The following is a 19464-nucleotide window of genomic DNA, read 5'->3' as shown; positions in this document are numbered from 1 at the left end:
TAAATAGGCGACTTAAACACGTTCAATAATCGTGGCAATACCCATACCGCCACCGACACATAAGGTCGCAAGTCCAGTGGTCAAATCACGACGCTCCAATTCATCTAACAAAGTGTTAATCAAAATTGCTCCTGTTGCGCCTAATGGATGTCCCATAGCAATCGCACCACCGTTGACATTCACGATATCCATATTAAGCCCTAAATCTTTTGCCGTTTTCATTGGCACCGCTGCAAACGCTTCGTTAATTTCCCATTGGTCAATATCAGACACCTGCATATTCGCCCGGGCTAAGGCTTTTCTTGCGGCTAGTGTCGGACCTGTTAGCATTATCGTCGGTTCTGACCCCACCACTGCCGCCATCGTGACTTTGGCGCGGGGTTTTAAATTCGCCGCTTGTCCCGCTGATTGACTACCAAGCAGACATAACGCGGCCCCGTCAACGATACCTGATGAGTTACCGGCATGGTGCACATGGTTAATTTTTTCAATCGTGGCATATTTATCTAAGACCACTTTATCAAAGCCCATTTTTCCTGGCATGGCAAACGAGGGCTTTAATTCTGCCAAGCGTTCAACGCTGGTATCAGCGCGTATGGTTTCGTCATGGTCTAAAATCATCAGACCATTGATATCTTTAACAGGAATAATCGATTTAGCAAAATACCCTTGCTCAGAAGCCTGCTGGGCTCTGCGATGAGACTCGGTGGCATATGCATCAACATCACTGCGACTAAACCCTTCTAACGTCGCAATCGTATCAGCGCCGATGCCTTGTGGGGCAAAGCCGGTGGCGGTATTGACGCGTGGGTCCATATACCAAGCCCCACCGTCTAACCCCATTTTGACACGGCTCATAGACTCCACGCCACCTGCCACCACCATATCTTCCATGCCCGACATGATTTTGCTTGCGGCTAAATTAATCGACTCTAACCCTGATGCACAAAACCGTGATAGGGTAACGCCTGCCACCGATTCTGCCCAACCGGCATCAATTACCGCAATTCGGGCGATATCCGAGCCTTGCTCACCAACAGGGGTGACACAACCTAGTACCACATCATCCACCAACTGCGTGTCCAACTGATTGCGCGACTGTAAATTTGTCAGCAGTTCTCTGATTAACCAAATTGGAGCGACTTGGTGCAAGCTGCCATCGGATTTGCCTTTGCCACGCGGCGTGCGGATAGCATCATAAATATAAGCGGTATTACTCATTTGATTTTCCTTAATCATGATTAAAATTTGTCAATTGCTAATGGCTAATCCTAATATCTGATACTAATATCTGATACTAATATCTAGGCTAGCTAAAAAGTGGCGCAGCCATATAAAACGATGAGTTACATAAAACGAGACGCCAACTCTTTCATGATTTCATTGGTACCGCCATAGATTTTTTGCACTCGGGCATCAGCATATAATCGGGCAATCGGATACTCCAGCATATAACCATAGCCACCAAATAGCTGTAAGCATTCATCCGTGACTTTGGCTTGTTTATCCGTGGTAAAGGCTTTTAATAGAGCGGCATGTTGTACGGTCAGTTTTTTGTTAAGATGGGCCTCGAGTGCCGCATCACACATCGCCCTGACGGCAAGGTAGTCCGCATTACATTCGGCAAGTTTAAATCGGGTATTTTGAAATGACCACACAGGCTTGTTAAAGGCGTGGCGTTCTTTGGTATATTCGATGGTAAGCTCAATCGATTTCTTAATCGCCCCGGCCGCCGCTAAAGCAATGATTAAGCGTTCTTGTGGCAACTCTTGCATCAACTGAATAAAGCCCATGCCCTCCACACTGCCCAATAAGTTTTTTTGTGGGACACGCACATTATTGAAGAACAACTCTGAGGTATCTTGTGACGATAAACCGATTTTCTCTAAGTTGCGACCCCGCTCAAAGCCTGCTAAACCATCGGTTTCTAACACCAAGAGAGATACCCCTTGAGCGCCTTTTTCGCGGTCGGTTTTACAAGCGACGATAATTAGGTTGGCCAACTGACCATTGGTGATAAAAGTTTTAGAACCATTTAAAATGTAGTCATCACCGTCTTTAACGGCATAGGTTTTGATAGCTTGTAAATCTGACCCCGTCCCTGGCTCGGTCATCGCAATCGCACCAACCAATTCGCCCGTTGCCATTTTTGGTAACCAACGCTGTTTTTGCTGTTCACTGCCATGATGCAAGATATAAGGTGCCACAATACCTGAATGCAAAAAGCCACCAAATCCGCTCAAGGCCGCATCGGCTTGGGCATAAATCAATGCCGCTTCATGACGAAAGTCGCCACCGGCACCGCCATACTCTTCAGGCATCGATGCACATAAAAAGCCCATCGAGCCTGCTTCAAGCCATGCTTCTTTATCCATCATGCCGTTTTTTCGCCACTCGATGTCTTTATCGATCCAAGTTTGAAAAAACTTCTTGGCAGTATCTTCTAGCATGGCGACTTCTTCGTTCATCCAGCTTGATTCAAAATGGTTGATCATCCTTGATTCCTCGTTCGTTATTGAGAGATTAATTAAACCGTTATAATAGTAATATTAATTACTACCTTAAAAAATTGCTCGGCTATTTATAGTTATTTATCCTTAAATTATATTATAAAGGTAATTTATATTACCAATGTAATACTAAATAAAAACCCTAAGATTATGATTAAATAGCCAAATGATGCCGCCATCATAACAAAGATAAAAAATGAGAACAATATTGTCTGCAGATATGGTAACCTATATTACTATTTTTTAAATATCTAAATAGAGAATGTTATGACTGCGTTGAAAAAGCCAATGACGCTTGGACGTCCTAGTAATACAATGGGTGATTTAACCTTACTTGCGCAGATACGACCTGCAACCTTAGATAAAATCGAAAAAAGTGTGATTACACTGTATGCCAGTGGTGAGAGTGAGGTCGCTGCGGATAGTGTGACTATGCAGTCAATTGCAAAACACGCGAACGTGTCACTGCAGACCTTGTATAAATATTTTGGCGATAAAAACACGCTGATTTATGTGATTTTAGATCGAGTGCTTAGTCGCCTAGCCGCTCGAATGATTGACCATTTGAGCGGTATTGATAGTGTCAAAGACCGGCTGCGTAAGACGCTATGGGTGATGTTTGATTTTGTTGACCACAATCCTGATGCGGTATTGTTTTTTTCTACAGCGATTCCTGTCTCCCACTATCAACATATTGCCATTTATGAAAACAAGGATTTGATGGAAGCTTTTTTGCAAGTGTTGTCGGATGGGCAGCAGCGTGGGGAGCTTAATCAAAATGTCTCGCTTAAAACCTTATTAGATGTGTTTATGGGGTTTATCACCCGATTGGGGCTGATGCACGTGTTAAGAAACGCTGCCAAACCGATGACAGCTGACTTTGATCCTTTGTTTGATATCCTATGGCAAGCTATTTCACGGCATGACTAAGAGAATAACGCATTTTACAAATACACGAACAACAATCTAGGAATGTTTGTCCGCTATTATTACCCTGAATAAATGAACGGTCCAGCACTGGCTGTAGCGATTGCGCCCTATGTTTTTCTCTACGCAGAATAGCATTTATCTGTCCACATACCCTTCCGCTATCAATAAACAAAAATTAAAGCGGTTAGCAAATTCCTCTATATTCTTATCAATTATAATTATTAAGCTTTGTTATTATTCTGTGGAATAATAGCGCCATTCGATGATGTTTGATAGCGCTTGATAGCATTTCATATCGAAAAAAATGAAAAATTTTGAGGATAAGGACAAATTGTCCTAAATATTGCATAAGGTATTGTAATGAAAAAAGTTTCTGCTCTACTTATTTCGGGGTTTAGTATTAGCTTGCTAGTATCAGGTTGCCAGCAAAATACCACCAAATCTGCCAATGCGGCAAACACCAATGAAGCACAGACCAATGACACTAAGACCGGTGATTCAAAACCACTTGAAGAAGTGCGTATCGGATTACAAAGTTCAGGGGCGTTGGTGTATTTGCGTGAAAGTAAGCTGCTTGAAAAGTCGCTCGAAAAATCCGGCATCAAAGTCAATTGGGTGCAGTTTCAATCGGGACCGCCGATGCTAGAAGCGCTAAATACCAACAATATTGACTTTGGCACCACAGGGGACACGCCACCCATTTTTGCCCAAGCTGCGGGTAGTAATCTGGTGTATGTTGCCTATGAAAAACCTTCACCACAATCTGAAGCCGTCATTGTCCCTGCCAATTCAACCTTAAAGTCAGTGGCTGAATTAAAAGGTAAATCTGTGGCGGTGACTAAAGGCTCTAGTGCCAACTATACGTTACTAAAAGCATTGGAACGTGACAAATTGAGTTTTGCTGACATAGATGTCAAGTATTTACAGCCATCTGATGCCCGTGCTGCCTTTGAATCGGGGAAATTGGATGCTTGGACCGTTTGGGAGCCTTATCTATCGAGTGCCAAAATTGAGCTAAAAGCGCGAGTTTTGACCGACGCTACAGGTCTTAAGCCCAATAATACATCGTTTTATTTGGCATCAACGGATTTTGCTCAAAAACATCCCGATGTGGTTAAAGACATTGTCAAAGCCATTGATGAAGCGGATAAAGCGATTACCGCTGACCCAGTAACTTTTAGCAAAATGATTCAAAAAGTCACCAATCTAAAACCTGACGTGGCGTTAGCCTCGGTGAAATCAAGAAATTACGGTGTCAACTATATCACCGATGACATCATTCAGGCGCAGCAGCAAGAAGCGGATACTTTTTATAAAAATAAATTGCTGCCAAAACAAATACAGGTAAAAGATATTGTCTGGTATCCACCCAAGTAAAGCCTATTGTTAGTAAAAACATGGCTAGTAAAAAGCTAGTAAAAAAAGGGTAGGTAATCTTTATAACGCTAGCTTGCGCTTACTACTTTGAAGCGATACAGGCGACAGTTAAGCTTTTAACAGTTACCTTAATAAAGTTGCATTGATAAATTTGCAGTGAGAGGTTGTTTATGAAAACGTCAAGTTTTATTGCGGATAATTCAGTGGTAGCGGCATCAAAGCCGCTACCGACGAAACCGATAAGGGTGAATGCACCAGTCAAGACATTGTCAACCCGTAAGGCTGTTAAAACCCTATTTGCGCGTACGGGGGGTTGGTGGTTGCCGTTACTTATGTTGGCGGTTTGGCAACTGGTAGCAAGTTTTCAATTACTGCCTGAGGCTTACCTTAAAAATATTTCGTCACCCAATGCCGTTCTTCAAGCGGGCTATGAACTCATAAAAAGTGGTGAGCTTTGGCAGCATCTTGGTATTAGTGCGCTGCGAGCGTTTGCGGGGTTGTTGATTGGCGGGTTGTTTGGGTTGGGGTTTGGACTATTGACCAGTACCTTGCCTGTATTTCGCACGTTATTGGATACCACCTTTCAAATGCTGAGAAACATTCCACACTTGGCATTAATTCCCCTGGTCATCGTGTGGTTTGGGATTGATGAAGCGGCAAAGGTTTTTTTGGTGGCAGTTGGCACATTTTTTCCGATTTATTTGAATACCTATCATGGTGTGCGTAATGTGGATAAACATCTGGTTGAGATGGCAAAAAGCTATGATTTAACAGGTTGGGCATTGTTTAAAGAAGTGATTTTACCTGGGGCATTGCCGAGTATTTTGGTGGGGGTGCGTTTTTCATTGGGCATTATGTGGCTGACGCTGATTGTGGCGGAAACCATTTCGGCCACCACAGGCATTGGGTATTTAGCCATGCACGCTCGCGAATTTTTTCAGATTGATATCATTATGTTTTCAATCTTGGTTTATGCGTTATTAGGGTTTTTAGCCGATTTTATTGCCAAAAAGCTTGAGTTTGTTTGGCTCAAATGGCACCCCGCTTACCAACAAGGAGCACACTAATGTCAACGCCATTGTCAGCACCATTGTCAGCGTCATCCAGAACGCCATCAAAAACATCAGCAGGATTGGCTTTAAGCTTAACAAATGTGGTCAAAAAATTTGACAATCGAGAAGTCATTAAAGACCTAGATTTGCACATTCAAAGTGGTGATTTTATCGCTATTGTCGGGCACAGTGGCTGTGGCAAATCCACGTTGCTGCGTTTACTTGCTCAGTTAGAAACGGCGAGTAGCGGGGAGTTGACAGCCATGTCAATTGCCAATCAAGCAATGTCGCCTCAAGCATGGCGACAATCTACGCGGCTGATGTTCCAAGATGACCGATTATTACCTTGGAAAACGGTACTGGAAAATGTGGGGCTTGGGCTAAAAACGCCAGACTGGAAAGCGCAAGCGTTAAAAGCGTTAGCGGAAGTCGGCTTGGCAGAGCGGGCGGATGATTGGCCATCGGCATTGTCAGGGGGGCAAAAGCAGCGAGTGGCTTTGGCTAGAGCGATTATTCATCGTCCGCAGCTGTTGCTGCTTGATGAGCCATTGGGGGCACTCGATGCGTTAACCCGTCTTGATATGCAGCAACTATTGGTCAAATTATGGCAAGAACATCGATTTACGGTCATTTTAGTGACCCATGATGTCAGTGAAGCGGTCATCACGGCTGATAGGGTGATTTTAATTGAACAAGGCAAAATTGGACTGGATTTGCCAATCTTATTGCCACATCCCCGTAATAACATGACTAAAACTGCGCCATTTGAGCAAATTGTGCTGGATAAGATTTTAGCGGTGCATTGAGTCTGTCAATCGTTCAATGACAAGCAACTGACACCTTTTGGCACTCTTTGCCACCCTTTAGCACCCTTTATTGAGCAAAAGCCCATTAAAAAATTAATGGGCTTTTTTAACGATAAACTTAATCGATTTGATTTTTTCTGTCTAGGCTAGTCAAAGTTTTGCTCAGCGCTTTTATTGGCGCTAAGTCAGTCAGTAAAAACCACCTAAACATTATGCGGTCACAGTACCGCCTGTTAGCAAAATTTATTATATTCATATCAGTTATGGTTATTAAGTGTAATCAATAATTTATGAAATAATGCCTTTTTTATTTGATGCAAGTGTTATATCAAAACTGGGAGAAAGGAGCGTGCGGTCATGAATTTTTTGAAAAATGAGGATAATTGGTCGGTTGTGTTGGGACTATTTATTGTGGTGGTGATTTGCACCTTGTATATATTGCAAATACCTATCGCCAACTTAAATGTCAAAATAAAACCTTGGTCAGACTTTAGTGAGTTATTTAACCTAGTTAGCCATTCAATCTTAGGACTGCTGAGCTTAGGAATTGGTTTTGGATTACTGCTATTTTTGGGTGCCAAATCAGCGCAACCTGAAATAAAATTACCCCCATTTTTAGCCAAATTTATCTTATTGTTTTTGATGGCGGCGGGCGTTTTGATTTTAAGCAGTAATAAGGTCGTCAAAGCATGGCAACTAGAAAGTCCTTTAGTAGCCTTGTTCATTGGTCTGTTACTTGGCAATTTTACCTCAATTGCTGATAAATTAAAGGAAGTGCTGAGAACCGAATACTATGTCAAAATTGGCATTATTTTAATGGGGGCAACCTTACCCTTCACTACGATTTTAAAAGCGGGTCCGGCCGCCATCGTACAAGCCTTAATTGTTTCGGTTGTGACTTTTTCTACCATTTATTTCGTAGCAACAAAAGTGTTCAAGCTTGATAACCGATTTGCAGCGACCCTTGGGGCAGGTGGCTCGGTGTGTGGGGTGTCAGCGTCGATTGCCATTGGCGGTGCCTGTAGAGCCAAGCATGAGCATGTGGCGGCGTCAATTTCGTTGGTGATTGTGTGGGCGGTAATTATGATTTTTGCGCTGCCATTTGCTTGTAAGTTGTTGGATTTGCCACCTGCGATTGCCGGTGCTTGGATTGGAACGTCTGAATTTGCAGATGCTGCTGGCTTTGCAGCAGTTGAAGCGATTGGTAATGAGTCTGCTACCCAAGCTTTTACATTAATGAAAGTGGTAGGCCGAGATATGTTTGTTGGATTATGGGCATTTTTGGCAGCTTATTTATCAGTCACTGTCTGGGAGCGTGCTTCAACGAACGAGCGAATTGATAAATCAGAGATTTGGCGTCGATTTCCTAAATTTATTATCGGTTTTTTTATTGCCTCAATCATCACTACCTTATTTGTACTGATTGCACCCAACGCTGAAGCCTTTAATAAACAAGCATTAGGTCTTATTAAAGACTATCGCGGTTGGTTTTTTACCTTAACGTTTTTATCAATTGGTATGACAACGCGATTTAAAGCATTGGCAAGCGTGGGCATTAAACCTGTACTTGCGTTTACAGCGGGTGTTTTGGTCAATCTACCGCTGGGCTATTGGCTCTCTAACCATGTGTTTGCAAACTATTGGATAAATTTATGATCACCCAATCAACCACTATCAAAAGTCAAATCCCATTACCAAAGACAGTGTTAGCGCAATTTGGCTTTAGCAATCATTGCTCCCAAGCCGTCTTTGATACGTGGGAGTTAAAAAAAGCCCTCAAAGCAGCGGGTATTGATGAAAATCAATATCAGCTGACAGTAAATTATCACCGACAGTGGGGATATTTTTGATGGTTTGAAAAAACCTATGGCGATAAATTAGCTTTGTTATTAATTTGAAATTTATCCAACAATTTACCTGTTGGTCTAAGCCCATTAAAAAATTAATGGGCTTTTTTTATGTTTACCCAATCAATTAAATGACATGTTGTTCATCATATTTCTTGCTATAGATAGCAAAATATCTTGGTTATCTTTGCGAAAAAAAATCTTTACCATGATGCCTTATTCAAGCATTTAGCGGTAAGGAATTAGCATGACGGATTTTAATCAGCCACTTGATAAATATGCCAAAGCGCAACGCATTGTCACTGATGAGCAAGCCATTCAAGCTGCCAAGCAAGTGGCGGATTTTGCCCTCATCAAGCGTGACGAGCGCGACCAACAGCGACAATTGCCTTTTGCAGTGATGGACTTATTTAGCCAAACCGGGCTTGGCGGCATACGTATTCCCAAACAATATGGCGGCGCCGAAGTGTCAAATCGCACCTTGGCAGACGTCTTTCGCATTTTGAGCAAAGCCGATGCCAATATTGGATTGATTCCACAAAATCAAATCAGCCTACTCAATATCATCAACATCATCGGCAATGACAGTCAAAAACGTTTTATTTTTGGCGAGATTTTGTCAGGCAGTCGCTTAGCCAATGGCGGGCCAGAACGTGACACCAAAGACAGCAAAACCTTGGCGACGACATTGACCATTGCTAAAAGTGGTTACTATCTTAACGGGGAAAAATTCTATTCAACAGGCAGCAGTTTTGCCGATTACTTGGCGATTAAAGCCTTACACCCTGAAGGTCATGTGGTACTTACCATTATTGATAAAACCGCAACGGGCGTTGAGGTAGTAGATGATTGGGATGGTTTTGGCCTGCGTACCACCTCAAGCGGCACGGTCAAACTTAACCAAGTCAAAGTCCTACCTGAGCTAATTTTTGATGAGCGCTTGCTTAGCGATGCACCGACCTATCGAGGGGCTTATTCTCAGCTGATACAAGCGGCGATTGATGTCGGGATTGCAGAAGGGGCGTTTGAAGACACCTTAGCCGTGGCAAAAAAAGCCCGTCCCATTGTCGATGCCAAAGTCGAAGCTGCGCGCTTTGAGCCGTATTTGCTACAAGTAGTGGGAAAGTTAAAAGTACGCTTGGATGCGGCTATCCTATTACTGCAAGAAGCGGCTGATTATTTGGATGCGCTGGATAGATTGGATTTTGTCACCGCAGAAGAGGCAGCACTCGCGTCTATCAAAGTAGCAGAAGCCAAAGTATATGCCAATGACGCCGCTCTCACGATTTCTGAAAAACTGTTTGAAATTGGCGGTAGTCGTTCATCACTTAGCGAGCATGGCTTGGATCAGCATTGGCGAAATGCCCGCGTGCATACTTTGCATGACCCAGTGCGCTGGAAGTTACACGCATTGGGCGATTATTACTTAAATCACAAATTGCCCAACCGTCATGCTTGGATTTAGAAAGTAAGGAAAACACCATGTCAGATACCATCACCCGTCCAGTAACGGACGCTCAAGCTTCGCTAGTCAAACCTACGCCCGTCGCCCATATCATCAAGTCGGACAACGAAGCATTAGAAATCGCCTATCAGCTTGCCCAATCGTTTAAACAAGCGCGTATAAAACGAGACCGAGAGCGGCTATTACCCTTTGCAGAAATTGAAAGCTTGAGCCAATCAGGGTTATGGGCAATCACCGTGCCAAAACGCTTTGGCGGCGCTGATGTATCAAGTTGGACAGTCGCTCAAATCATTGCGCTGTTGAGTGGTGCAGATGGGGCGATTGGGCAAATTCCGCAAAATCATTACTATGCGTTAGAAGTATTAAAAAACACGGGGACAGAAGCCCAGCAGCAACGCATTTTTGCTGAGGTATTACAAGGGGCGAGGCTAGGCAATGCGTTGGCTGAGTTTAAGCCCAAAAATGCCGTTGATAAAACCACCAAATTCACCTCAACGCCAGGCGGTTATCTAATCAATGGCGAAAAATTCTACTGCACAGGCAGTCTGTTTGCACACCGTATTCCGACTTTGGTAAAAGATGACAACGAACGCGAATTTTTGGCATTTGTGCAGCGAGACGCCAAAGGTCTCACGCTGATTGATGATTGGCAAAGTTTTGGTCAACGTACCACAGGCTCAGGCACGGTATTATTTGACCAAGTTTTTGTGGATAAAGACGATGTCATTGCTTTGGATACAGCCTATCAAAATCCAACGGTTTGCGGGCCGTTTGCCCAGCTGTTGCACGCCGCCATTGAGACGGGTATTGCACGTGGGGCGTTTGATGAAACCTTGGTACAAGTGCGGCAAGCTCGTCCTTGGATTGATTCGGGCGTGGATAAAGCCACCGATGACCCACTCACGCTATTGCAAATTGGGCGCAGTGCGGCAGATGTGCGAGCGGTGGAGGTGTTGCTCAAACACGCTGCCCAAACCATCGATGCCGCTCGTCCAACCCCCAATGAGCAAAATATTGCCCAAGCGTCATTGGCGGTCGCGGCAGTGCGTGCGTTAAGCACTGAAGTGGCATTAAAAACCTCCTCACAACTCATTGAGCTGGCAGGCAGTCGCGGTAGCCAACGTGACAAAGGGCTAGACCTGTATTGGCGAAACGCACGGGTGCATACCTTGCACGATGCGGCACGGTGGAAATACTACTTTATTGCCAATTATGCACTCAATGGGGTATTACCGCCACGGCGAGGGACGTTGTGATGGGTGAGACGGTAAAAAAAGAAAATAACCCGCCAAAGCCGATTATTCTAAACGCCTTTGATATGAATTGCGCTGGGCATATCAATCATGGTTTGTGGACGCACCCAAGGGATGAATCTTATCGATTCAACGAACTTAGCTATTGGACAGGCTTGGCAAAAACCTTGGAGCAAGGGTTATTTGATGGGTTGTTTTTGGCGGATATCACAGGCTGTTATGACGTTTATCAACATAACATTGATGTGACGCTTAAAGAGTCGGTGCAATTGCCAAGCCATGACCCGACCACCTTGGTGTCTGCCATGGCGTCGGTGACCGAGCATTTGGGCTTTGGTATCACTGTAAATTTAAGTTATGAGACGCCTTATCAATTTGCTAGACGTATGGCGAGTCTAGATCACTTAACCCAAGGTCGTTTGGGATGGAATATCGTGACAGGGTATTTGGACAGCGCTGAGCGATTGATTGGTAATCAAGGGCTAAAGGCGCATGATTTACGTTATGAGCAAGCGGACGAGTTTTTGCAGTTGTGCTACCAGTTTTGGGAAGGCTCATGGCAAAACGATGCAGTCAAAATAGACAAACAGGCGCGAATTTTTACTGACCCTGCCAAGGTAAAAGCGATTCACCATCAAGGACGTTTTTACCAAAGTGACGGCGTTTTTCAAGTGATGCCGTCTATTCAGCGCACGCCGGTGTTATTTCAAGCAGGGGCATCAGCCAAAGGTTTGGCATTTGCTACCCAGCACGCGGAGGCGATTTTTATTGGGGGTGGCGAAAAATCAGCGATTAAACGGCAGGTGGAGACGATTCGCCAGTTGGCAAAAGCACAAGGTCGCAATCCCAATGACATCAAAGTGCTGATGGGGATAACGGTAGTGACTGACGAGCGTCACGACCTTGCCCAAGCAAAACTGGCAGAGTATGAAGGCTATGCAAGTAGCGAGGCAGGATTGGCACATTACTCAAGTTCGGTGGGGATTGATTTATCACAGTATGCCGATGATGAGGTGATTGCCTACCAACAAACCAATAGCATTGCGTCGGTGAACCAGCGCTTTCGGCAGCAGGTTACCAAAGCGCAGCTGATAGCCGAGCATCGGTTAGGGGGACGCTATCCGCTAATCGTGGGTGATGGGCGCGAAGTGGCTGAGGCGTTGTTGACCTGGGTGGACGAGACAGGAATTGATGGTTTTAACGTCACTCGCACGGTCACGCCTGAGTCTTACGAGGACTTTATCCAGTATGTCATTCCTGAGCTACAACGTCGTGGACGCTTCAAAACCGAATACAAACAAGGCAGTCTACGCCACAAGCTCATTGGCAAAGGTGAGCGATTACCCAGCTCACACCCAGTGCAAAGCTTTCGATGTTAAGGGCTTGTTTAGAGGACTTTTTTCAGCGTTATCAGTTTTTTATGTTTTAAGCAGCTATTTCTAAGCAGCTATTTTTAAACCATCATTTTTAAGGAGCTATTATGGCAATCGCAGCAAAACATCGTGCTACTGTTTTAGGGGTAACTATCATTGCTGTCTTGGTGTTACTGAGCGGCTGGGCATTTTACAATAAAAGCCAAGCATCAAACGTCACCAAAGACAATCCGTTAACCATCGGTATTAGCCCGCCTTTTGCCAATCCACTTAAAGAAGCAGTCGCGGCGGCAAAACAGCAAGGTATCAACGTCAAATTGGTCGAGTTTACGGATTGGAATACCCCAAATGTAACACTTAACAGTGGCGACATCGATGCCAATTATTTTCAACATCAGCCGTTTTTAACCAATGCACTCAAACAGCATCCAGAGTATAAGCTATCGGCTTTGGGGAAAGGGGTTGCCACCCATGTCGGTTTGTATTCTAAAAAATACCAAAGCCTAGCGGCACTGCCAACGCGTGCCCGTGTGGTGGTGCCAAATGACCCTGTTAATCAAGGGCGAGCGCTACTACTGCTGCAACAGGCAAAATTAATTGGGCTAAAAGACCCAAATAATTTTCTGTCTAACTTAAGCGATATCAGCAGCAATCCAAAACAATTGCAATTTGTTGAAGTCGAAGGCCCGCAGACCGCAAGAGCGGTTGATGATGCTGATTTGGTGTTTAGCTACCCGCATTATTTGCGCTTAGCCAAAACCATTGACCCCAATCAAGCCTTAATCCTTGATGATACCACCAACAACCGCTATGCGATTTTATTTGTCACCCGGGATGATTTTGCCCAAAAAAATCCTGAACGAGCCGAACAGCTGAAAAAATTTATTCACATTTATCAAACTTCCCCTAACGTAAAACAAGTGCTTGACAAAGAAATCGGGGGGAAACTTTGGTTTCCAGGTTGGACCTCGTAATGCGTTAACAAGTTTTAGCCATAACAATTACAAAGGATCATGCTATGCAGTCGTTTACTCATATTACCCAAGATGACAGTCATTCATCACCTCCCTATATCCGAATCGATAAGGTCAATAAGTTTTATCAAGGACAAGCGCAAGCGATTCATGCACTAAAAGATATCTCACTTGAGGTGCCAACAGGCAAAATTCTGGGTATTATCGGTAAAAGCGGGGCGGGCAAATCATCGTTGTTACGCATTATCAACGGCTTGGAGTCGATTAGTGATGGTCATGTTTATATCGATGATAACAATGTGGCAGCGCTGAACCAAACACAGCTGCGACAGCTGCGACAAGGCATTGGTATGATTTTTCAGCATTTTAATCTGCTGTCGAGTAAAACGGTACAAGACAACGTCGCCTTGCCCCTAAAAGTCGCCAAAGTAAGTCAGGCTGATATCAATAAACGTGTGGCGCAAGTGCTAGAGATGGTGGGTCTCAGTGATAAAGCATTGATGTATCCTTCCCAGCTATCAGGCGGTCAAAAACAGCGGGTAGGCATTGCGCGGGCGCTCGTGAATGAACCCAAAATTTTATTGTGTGATGAAGCCACATCAGCACTAGACCCAGAAAGTACCCAGTTAATTTTGCAGTTACTCAAGCAAATTAATAAAAAACTTGGCATTACCATTGTGCTCATTACCCATGAAATGCAAGTCATTCGAGATATTTGCGACCAAGTGATTGTCATTAACCAAGGGCAAATCGTTGAAACAGGACCGGTGTGGAAAGTATTTGCCTCACCCATGCACACCATGACCCAAGAATTACTAGGCTATAATCAGTCATCCATTGATTTGGGTGAGGATAAACTCACCGACAAGCACAATGCCACTCATACCTTGCTCAACCTAAGATACGTTGCCCCAGTAAAATCTGCGCCTGATTTAAAAGCAATTTTTGCGCAATTTGAAGCGCCCGTCTCTTTGTATCAAAGTCAAGTGGATACCATTCAAGGCTACTTGGTAGGCAATATCGTCGTTGGCGTCGCAACCACGGGTTTAGATGTCGCCCAGTTGGCGCATCGCTTGGGAAATCAAATTTTGCATGTGGAGTTAATCGGTTATGCTTGAATTGTTACTGACGGGGTTGATTGATACGCTGATTATGGTTGGCGTATCAGCGATTTTAGCGTTTTTATTGGGGTTACCGATCGCATTGGTATTGGTCAATTCAAGCGAGCAAGGTATTGCCCCGTCATTTTTGACCAATCTAAGTTTGGGTTGGTCGGTGAACATCGTGCGTGCTATTCCCTTTTTGATATTGATGGTGGCTATTATTCCAGCCACTCGAATGATTGTCGGTACAAGCTATGGTGTGTGGGCAGCCGTGGTGCCGTTAACCTTAGCAGCGACCCCTTTTTTTGCTCGAATTGCCGAAGTGAGTCTGCGTGAAGTTGACCCAGGGCTCATAGAAGCGGCACAAGCGATTGGCTGCAACCGTACACAGATTATTCGGTATGTCTTATTGCCCGAAGCATTGCCTGGCATTATTGCCGGGTTTACCGTGACGATTGTCACCATGATTAATTCGTCTGCCATTGCTGGCGCGATTGGGGCGGGGGGCTTGGGCGATATTGCCTATCGTTATGGCTATCAGCGCTTTGATGTGCAAATGATGGTATCAGTCATTGTGGTTTTGGTGACATTGGTGATGTTGGTGCAAGCCACAGGCGATAGTTTGGCTCAATGGGTCGATAAACGCCAATTGTAGCTCTGCAGATTTACCACTTTGATATGGCAAATTTGATATAGCAAAAAATCAGCTAAATAATGCAGATATTGTTGTTTCACAAGCGGCTTAATTTTTTGTTTAATGAGGTTATCGACATGTCATCGATTCATCTGATTACATTAAATTAAGGAACAAAGATGTCTATCACTCAAAATTTCACAAATCAACCAAATCCAGCCATGCCACTCAATATCGTTGCGGTATCGGGTGGGCTCAACACACCATCAAAAACCGAAAGTCTGGTGCAAAATATTGTAGATGAGTTGGCACAAGCCACGCCCATCAACGTGCATTTTATCAAGCTGAGTGAAATCGGGCCTTTACTCAGTGGGGCGATTTATCGTAACCAACTGCCAGAACGTGTGCAAAACGACTTGGCAGCGATTGAGGCGGCGGACGCCTTGATTGTAGGAACGCCAGTGTATCGCGCGTCTTTTACCGGATTGTTTAAACACTTATTTGACTTTGTGGAGCAAACCGCGCTTGTGGATGTGCCGGTATTATTGGCAGCGTCGGGTGGTAGCGAGCGTCATGCACTGGTACTAGAGCACCAACTGCGCCCATTGTTTAGTTTTTTCCAAGCGCAGACATTGCCAATAGGCGTGTATGCGACGGATAAAGACTTTACCCCAGAATACACCGTCTCAAGCCAACAGTTGCGTGACCGTATCGTATTAGCGGTGGCGCGCGCGTTACCGATACTTGAGTGGGCACCCGCCAAAGGCCGACGCGCCCAAGCCATTAAAGAAAAATCAGCGCAAGCCAATCAGCAATTAGGCATTAATAAACAAGTCGAACAAGCCGAAATATTACCCTCTGTGGCAGTGCCAGATTTATCGAGTGCCGAAGCCAGACTACACCCGCAAACTACTCAATCATCCCCTAAAAACCATCCATCCGTCGCCTAAAGAGCGCATGCCTTAGTGTGTATTAGCTGACATCACCAGCTCAGTATGAGTAAATACAACCCGAGCAACAAACTGCTTGGGTTATTCAAATTTTGTTTTTTGTGTGATTGATATATGTAATTTTGGAATATTAATTTGTTTGATAGGCGTTTGTTGTCCTAGGCCGCTCGGCTTACACTAATTTTATTCATTATCGGATTATTTGGGGCAACAGACTATGAACTTTCAACAACTTCGTATTATTCGAGAAACGGTACGCTGTGACTATAACTTGACCGAAGTAGGCAATGCATTATTTACCTCACAATCGGGTGTGTCCAAACATATCAAAGACTTAGAAGATGAGCTTGGCGTCGGGCTGTTTGTGCGTAAGGGTAAACGGCTATTAGGTTTGACCGAACCGGGTAAAGAGTTATTGGTGATTGTAGAGCGGATGCTACATGATGCCAACAATATCAAAACCTTGGCTGAACAATATACCAGCCAAGATAAAGGCGAATTGACCATCGCAGCCACCCATACCCAGTCTCGTTATATTTTGCCGCCCGTTGTGCAAGCGTTTAAACAGCTTTTTCCTAAGGTGCATTTGCGATTGCTACAAGCCGCACCGCCAGAAATTGCGGCAATGCTACTTGATGGACGAGCGGATATTGGCATTGCCACCGAAGCCTTGTCAAGCTATAGCGAGCTTGTGACTTTTTCTTATTATCACTGGTATCATGCGATTGTGGTGCCGCCAAACCATCCGCTAACCCAGCTTGAACAGGTAACGCTTGCCGACATAGCCCATTATCCGATTATCACTTACATTAGTGGCCATACCGGGCGAACGATGATTGATGAAGCGTTCGCCAAAGCAGAATTACAGCCTGATATCGTGATGACGGCGTTGGATTCTGATGTGATAAAAACTTATGTGGAGTTTGGAATGGGCATTGGTATTATCGCGGATATGGCGTTTAATCCCAATAAAGACACCCAGTTAACATTACTCAATTGCGAGCCGTTATTTCATCAAAATACCACCTTGCTAGCGGTGCGACAAGGGCATTTTTTACGAGGATTTGGCTATCAGTTTTTAGCCTTGTGTAACCCTACGTTAACCCAAGCAACAATGCATGATGCCATACAACCTAGCAGCTAACGCTAAATCCTGATAAGCAAGTTTGAAAAACTTATCATCTGCTACATCCGATGTAATACGCGTCAAATTCGCTTGTTGTCTCGCTTGCTGTGCTATTTTTAAGATTTGGGCTTGTTTATCTGATGTTGATATCAATTCATTTGACGATAAAACGCTTTGTGGTGAAAACTGTAAAGCTTTTTTTATGTCACTGCTTTAGCGATTAAATTGATAGGGTTAGCAGCAAAATTATTAAGTATTTTTTGTGCTAACCAAAGCAGTTTTTGTTATTTTTTATTGAGCGATATTTGTTTTAAGCTTATGGCTACCGATAAACCGCCAACGACAAAAGGCGAGTTATCTTAATCAATTTTTGAGCTTACAAGCAGGGGTTACGATGAAAATTTTTTGGTTTATACCGACACATGGCGATAGTCGTTATTTAGGCACGAGTAAAGGGGCAAGAACCGTTGACCATACTTATATGAAGCAAATTGCAGTGGCAGCCGATAACCTTGGCTATGAAGGCGTGTTGATTCCGACAGGTCGCTCATGTGAAGACCCTTGGCTGGTCGCTGCTAGTCTCATTGATGCGACCACTCGCTTAAAATTTTTGGTGGCATTACGCCCTGGGGTGACGACACCCGCGCTTGCTGCTCGTATGACAGGCACCTTTGATCGATTATCAAATGGTCGATTGCTACTTAATCTGGTCACAGGCGGCGATGAACAAGAGCTTAAAGGCGATGGCATCTTTGAAGACCACGCGACGCGTTATCAGACAGCCAGTGAATACACCACGATTTGGCGAGAGATTTTAACCCGCTCGCACACAGGCGAATCCTTTACCTTTAACGGTGAACGCTTGCAAGTCGAAGATGCCAAATTGCTATATCCCCCTCTACAACAGCCGTATCCGCCGTTGTGGTTTGGGGGTTCATCTGAGGCGGCGCAAACACTGGCTGCCGAACAAGTTGACAGTTATTTGACGTGGGGTGAGCCGCCTGCTGCCGTCAAAGAGAAGATTGAGCAGCTTAAAACCAAAGCCGCTGCCAAAGGTCGCACGTTAAGCTATGGGATTCGTCTGCACGTGATTGTGCGTGAAACCAATGAAGCCGCTTGGCAAGCCGCTGATGAATTGTTGAGTCATGTCACTGACGACACCATTGCCGCAGCCCAAGCCAAATTCGCCCAAATGGACTCGGTGGGACAACAGCGTATGGCAGCCTTGCATGGCGGTCGCCGTGATAACTTAGAAATTTCGCCCAACTTATGGGCAGGGATTGGACTGGTACGAGGTGGGGCAGGCACGGCACTGGTGGGCGACCCACAAACCGTTGCCGCACGTATTCAAGAGTATGCCGATTTGGGCATTGATAACTTTATTTTCTCAGGTTATCCACACTTGGAAGAAGCGTATCGGTTTGCTGAATTGGTTTTCCCATTATTACCGATTGACACCCAAAACACCTTGGTCAAGCCAAATTTGACAGGACCGTTTGGTGAAATTGTCGCTAATAACTATGCACCACCGCAACAAACTAGCGGCATTGCAGCCTCAAAAACACCCGCCACTGAAACACCCAAACACGCTATTGCCTCTTAAAGGCGTCTTAAATGCTTGTGATAAAACGTGCTAACTAAGGCACGTTTTGCGTCTCGTCTATACCTATCTATATCTATTATCCGACAGAGTACGCGGAATCCACCCTAGCCATGATAAGCATCTTTTAACTGATAGACCTTTTAACTGATAAACACTTTTTTTAAAAGTGGTAGCCAGTTATAGGGTGAGATTAGACCAGCAAGCTACTTTGCTAAAGTTAATCATCAAAGTCCAAGGTCCCAAATTTTTTGAGGTCCCACATAGCAGGAAAAGTGATTTTTCTACACAGATTTTATATTTAAAAGTTAAATAATCTATTGATTGTAATGAGAATTTTTTAAATTAATGCTTCGGTTTTATGGTTTCTAGTATGTCATCTTTTAATCAATAGTTTAGTTTTGTAATTTTATGGGTGATAAAAGTTATTTTAACGCTTTTTGCTTTTTGCGGCTTATATAATA

At 44.3% G+C, this 19464-nt stretch carries 17 protein-coding genes; 15 read left to right on the top strand and 2 right to left on the bottom strand.

The genetic code is table 11. The features are described from left to right. Nucleotides 1-12: 12 nt before the first annotated feature. Nucleotides 13-1221 carry an acetyl-CoA C-acetyltransferase gene (locus RTS09_RS06030; protein WP_050324616.1) on the bottom strand — a complete coding sequence of 403 codons (1209 nt, stop codon included), beginning with the start codon at nt 1219-1221 and terminating at the stop codon, nt 13-15. Nucleotides 1222-1346: 125 nt separating this feature from the next. Continuing rightward, on the bottom strand, nt 1347-2495 hold the full coding sequence (locus RTS09_RS06025) for an acyl-CoA dehydrogenase family protein (protein ID WP_050324617.1): 1149 nt from the start codon (nt 2493-2495) through the stop codon (nt 1347-1349). A 282-nt stretch (nt 2496-2777) separates the two neighbouring features. Between RTS09_RS06025 and RTS09_RS06020 the strand changes: the two genes are divergently transcribed. From RTS09_RS06020 to ssuD, 15 genes are all read left to right on the top strand, one after another. Next, nucleotides 2778-3440, top strand: a complete 663-nt coding sequence (locus RTS09_RS06020) for a TetR/AcrR family transcriptional regulator (protein ID WP_227715569.1) — start codon at nt 2778-2780, stop codon at nt 3438-3440. Between the two features lie 360 nt (nt 3441-3800). Further along, a complete protein-coding gene (locus RTS09_RS06015) occupies nt 3801-4817 on the top strand; it encodes an aliphatic sulfonate ABC transporter substrate-binding protein (RefSeq protein ID WP_312535211.1) in 1017 nt (338 codons plus the stop codon). A 170-nt stretch (nt 4818-4987) separates the two neighbouring features. After that, on the top strand, nt 4988-5884 hold the full coding sequence (locus tag RTS09_RS06010) for an ABC transporter permease subunit (RefSeq protein ID WP_312535209.1): 897 nt from the start codon (nt 4988-4990) through the stop codon (nt 5882-5884). Continuing rightward, entirely contained in the window at nt 5884-6675 is a 792-nt protein-coding gene (locus RTS09_RS06005; RefSeq protein WP_224054450.1) for an ATP-binding cassette domain-containing protein, read from the top strand. The genes RTS09_RS06010 and RTS09_RS06005 overlap by 1 nt, the downstream gene beginning before the upstream one ends. 357 nt (nt 6676-7032) lie before the next feature. After that, nucleotides 7033-8331, top strand: coding sequence for a YeiH family protein (locus RTS09_RS06000; RefSeq protein WP_312535203.1), 1299 nt, complete (start codon nt 7033-7035; stop codon nt 8329-8331). Next, entirely contained in the window at nt 8328-8525 is a 198-nt protein-coding gene (locus RTS09_RS05995) for a hypothetical protein (protein WP_007117079.1), read from the top strand. Before RTS09_RS06000 ends, RTS09_RS05995 begins: the two co-directional genes overlap by 4 nt. A 244-nt stretch (nt 8526-8769) precedes the next feature. After that, nucleotides 8770-9987: an SfnB family sulfur acquisition oxidoreductase gene (locus RTS09_RS05990; RefSeq protein ID WP_312535201.1), complete on the top strand. Its 1218-nt coding sequence runs from the start codon at nt 8770-8772 to the stop codon at nt 9985-9987. A 17-nt stretch (nt 9988-10004) separates the two neighbouring features. After that, nucleotides 10005-11243 carry an SfnB family sulfur acquisition oxidoreductase gene (locus tag RTS09_RS05985; protein WP_312535198.1) on the top strand — a complete coding sequence of 413 codons (1239 nt, stop codon included), beginning with the start codon at nt 10005-10007 and terminating at the stop codon, nt 11241-11243. Then, nucleotides 11243-12619, top strand: a complete 1377-nt coding sequence (locus RTS09_RS05980) for an LLM class flavin-dependent oxidoreductase (protein ID WP_312535196.1) — start codon at nt 11243-11245, stop codon at nt 12617-12619. Before RTS09_RS05985 ends, RTS09_RS05980 begins: the two co-directional genes overlap by 1 nt. A gap of 101 nt (nt 12620-12720) precedes the next feature. Continuing rightward, a complete protein-coding gene (locus RTS09_RS05975; RefSeq protein ID WP_007117075.1) occupies nt 12721-13587 on the top strand; it encodes a MetQ/NlpA family ABC transporter substrate-binding protein in 867 nt (288 codons plus the stop codon). A gap of 44 nt (nt 13588-13631) precedes the next feature. Further along, nucleotides 13632-14705: a methionine ABC transporter ATP-binding protein gene (locus tag RTS09_RS05970; RefSeq protein WP_282849996.1), complete on the top strand. Its 1074-nt coding sequence runs from the start codon at nt 13632-13634 to the stop codon at nt 14703-14705. Further along, a complete protein-coding gene (locus tag RTS09_RS05965; protein ID WP_007117073.1) occupies nt 14698-15345 on the top strand; it encodes a methionine ABC transporter permease in 648 nt (215 codons plus the stop codon). Before RTS09_RS05970 ends, RTS09_RS05965 begins: the two co-directional genes overlap by 8 nt. A gap of 200 nt (nt 15346-15545) precedes the next feature. Beyond that, nucleotides 15546-16274 (top strand): FMN reductase, encoded by a 729-nt coding sequence (msuE, locus tag RTS09_RS05960; RefSeq protein ID WP_312535228.1) that lies wholly within the window; start codon nt 15546-15548, stop codon nt 16272-16274. A 217-nt stretch (nt 16275-16491) separates the two neighbouring features. After that, nucleotides 16492-17418 (top strand): CysB family HTH-type transcriptional regulator, encoded by a 927-nt coding sequence (locus RTS09_RS05955; protein WP_062332006.1) that lies wholly within the window; start codon nt 16492-16494, stop codon nt 17416-17418. A 376-nt stretch (nt 17419-17794) separates the two neighbouring features. Continuing rightward, nucleotides 17795-19003 carry an FMNH2-dependent alkanesulfonate monooxygenase gene (gene ssuD / locus RTS09_RS05950; protein ID WP_224054439.1) on the top strand — a complete coding sequence of 403 codons (1209 nt, stop codon included), beginning with the start codon at nt 17795-17797 and terminating at the stop codon, nt 19001-19003. Nucleotides 19004-19464: the final 461 nt, after the last annotated feature.

It is taken from the genome of Moraxella sp. CTOTU47618 (genome assembly GCF_032017425.1).
Lineage (GTDB): Bacteria > Pseudomonadota > Gammaproteobacteria > Pseudomonadales > Moraxellaceae > Faucicola > Faucicola tetraodonis.
The sequence above is the reverse complement of the archived record's forward strand: the minus strand, read 5'-3'. Positions and strand labels throughout refer to the sequence as shown.